General features: G+C 74.5%; 1 pseudogene. It reads right to left on the bottom strand.

The annotated features are described in order from the left end of the window. A pseudogene (locus tag IH44_RS42150) lies at window positions 1–1,154 on the bottom strand (hypothetical protein); the annotation flags it as partial. Window positions 1,155–1,207: the final 53 nt, after the last annotated feature.

The following is a 1,207-nucleotide window of genomic DNA, read 5'->3' as shown; positions in this document are numbered from 1 at the left end:
GGCGGGGAGGGCGGGAGGTCCCCGGGGCCGGTGCCCCGGTCGTCGTTTCGCGGCTGCTCCTGCGGGTGCTCCTGCGGGTGCTCCTGCGGGGGCTCCGGCGACGGCTCCGGCGAGGTCCGGGGCGCGGCGCCGTGGTCGGTGGCGGCCGGGAGGCCCAGGCCGTTCAGCCGCTGGTCGAACTCGCCCACCGCGCCGAGGAATTCGTTGCGTCCCGCGATCATGGTGTCGGCGCTGCGGGCGCGCTCCGCGGCGGGATTCGCCGGGTCGAGCAGGTCGGCGCCCTCCTTGAACTTCCGGATGCCCTGGTCGGCCCGGTCGGCGAGCCCGGCCAGGTCCTCCCGCAGCGCCGGGTCACCCGCCGCGGCGGCGATGTCCCGGCGGGCCTGGACGTTCTCGTGCAGGGACCCGGCGAGTTCGTCGGCGGTCCGCCGCACCATCGGGATCTCCTGCCGGACCTGCACGGTGCCCATCGGGTTCGGGTGCGCGGTGCCCTGTCCGGTGGCCAGGTTGACCTCGTCGAGACCGAAGCTGCGCACGCCCGACATCGACAGCGTGGCGTGCAGGGCGACCTCGTCGGAGGCCCGGTCCCAGGCGTTCTGGAACCTGGCGCCGTGCTCGCCGACCGCGATCGAGCCGTCCGGCAGCAGCGCCGTGCCCTCGTGGTTGCCGGCCGCCCGCCACAGCTCGTGGAACTTCTGCTGGGCCGCCTTCGGGTCGTACGGCAGGCCCTGCCCCTCCTGCTGCCGCAGCCAGGCGGTGAAGTCCTTCTGGTAAGGCGGGTCGGACGGGATCTTCCCGTCCGGGTACCCCTGCTTGATCTCGTCCAGCGCCCGGAAGTGCTCGGGCGTCGAGCTCATCAGGTACCCGGGCGCGGCGGCGGCCTGCCCCTCCCCGGTCCTCGCCGGGTCGTTGCCGTAGGCCGGGCCGAGCTTCGGGTCGGACGCCGACTTCTCGGGCCCCGACCAGAGGTTGTACTGCAGGGTGCCGGTCGGGCCGTCCTCGCCCAGGCCCAACTTGCCCAGGTTCTCCTGGATCTGCGCGTACACCTGCTCGGTGTGCACCTGCAACGCGGTCATCCGGTCGCCCAACTCCTGGTTGGCACGCGGGTCCTGGCTGCCCGAGAACGTCCCGACCTCGGTCAGCTTCGGATGCACCGGCGGCGGAGGCGGGGGCGGGGAGGCCGGGCGCGATCCGGGCGGCGGCGGGG

The organism is Kitasatospora sp. NRRL B-11411 (assembly GCF_000721345.1).
Lineage (GTDB): Bacteria > Actinomycetota > Actinomycetes > Streptomycetales > Streptomycetaceae > Kitasatospora > Kitasatospora cineracea.
The sequence above is the reverse complement of the archived record's forward strand: the minus strand, read 5'-3'. Positions and strand labels throughout refer to the sequence as shown.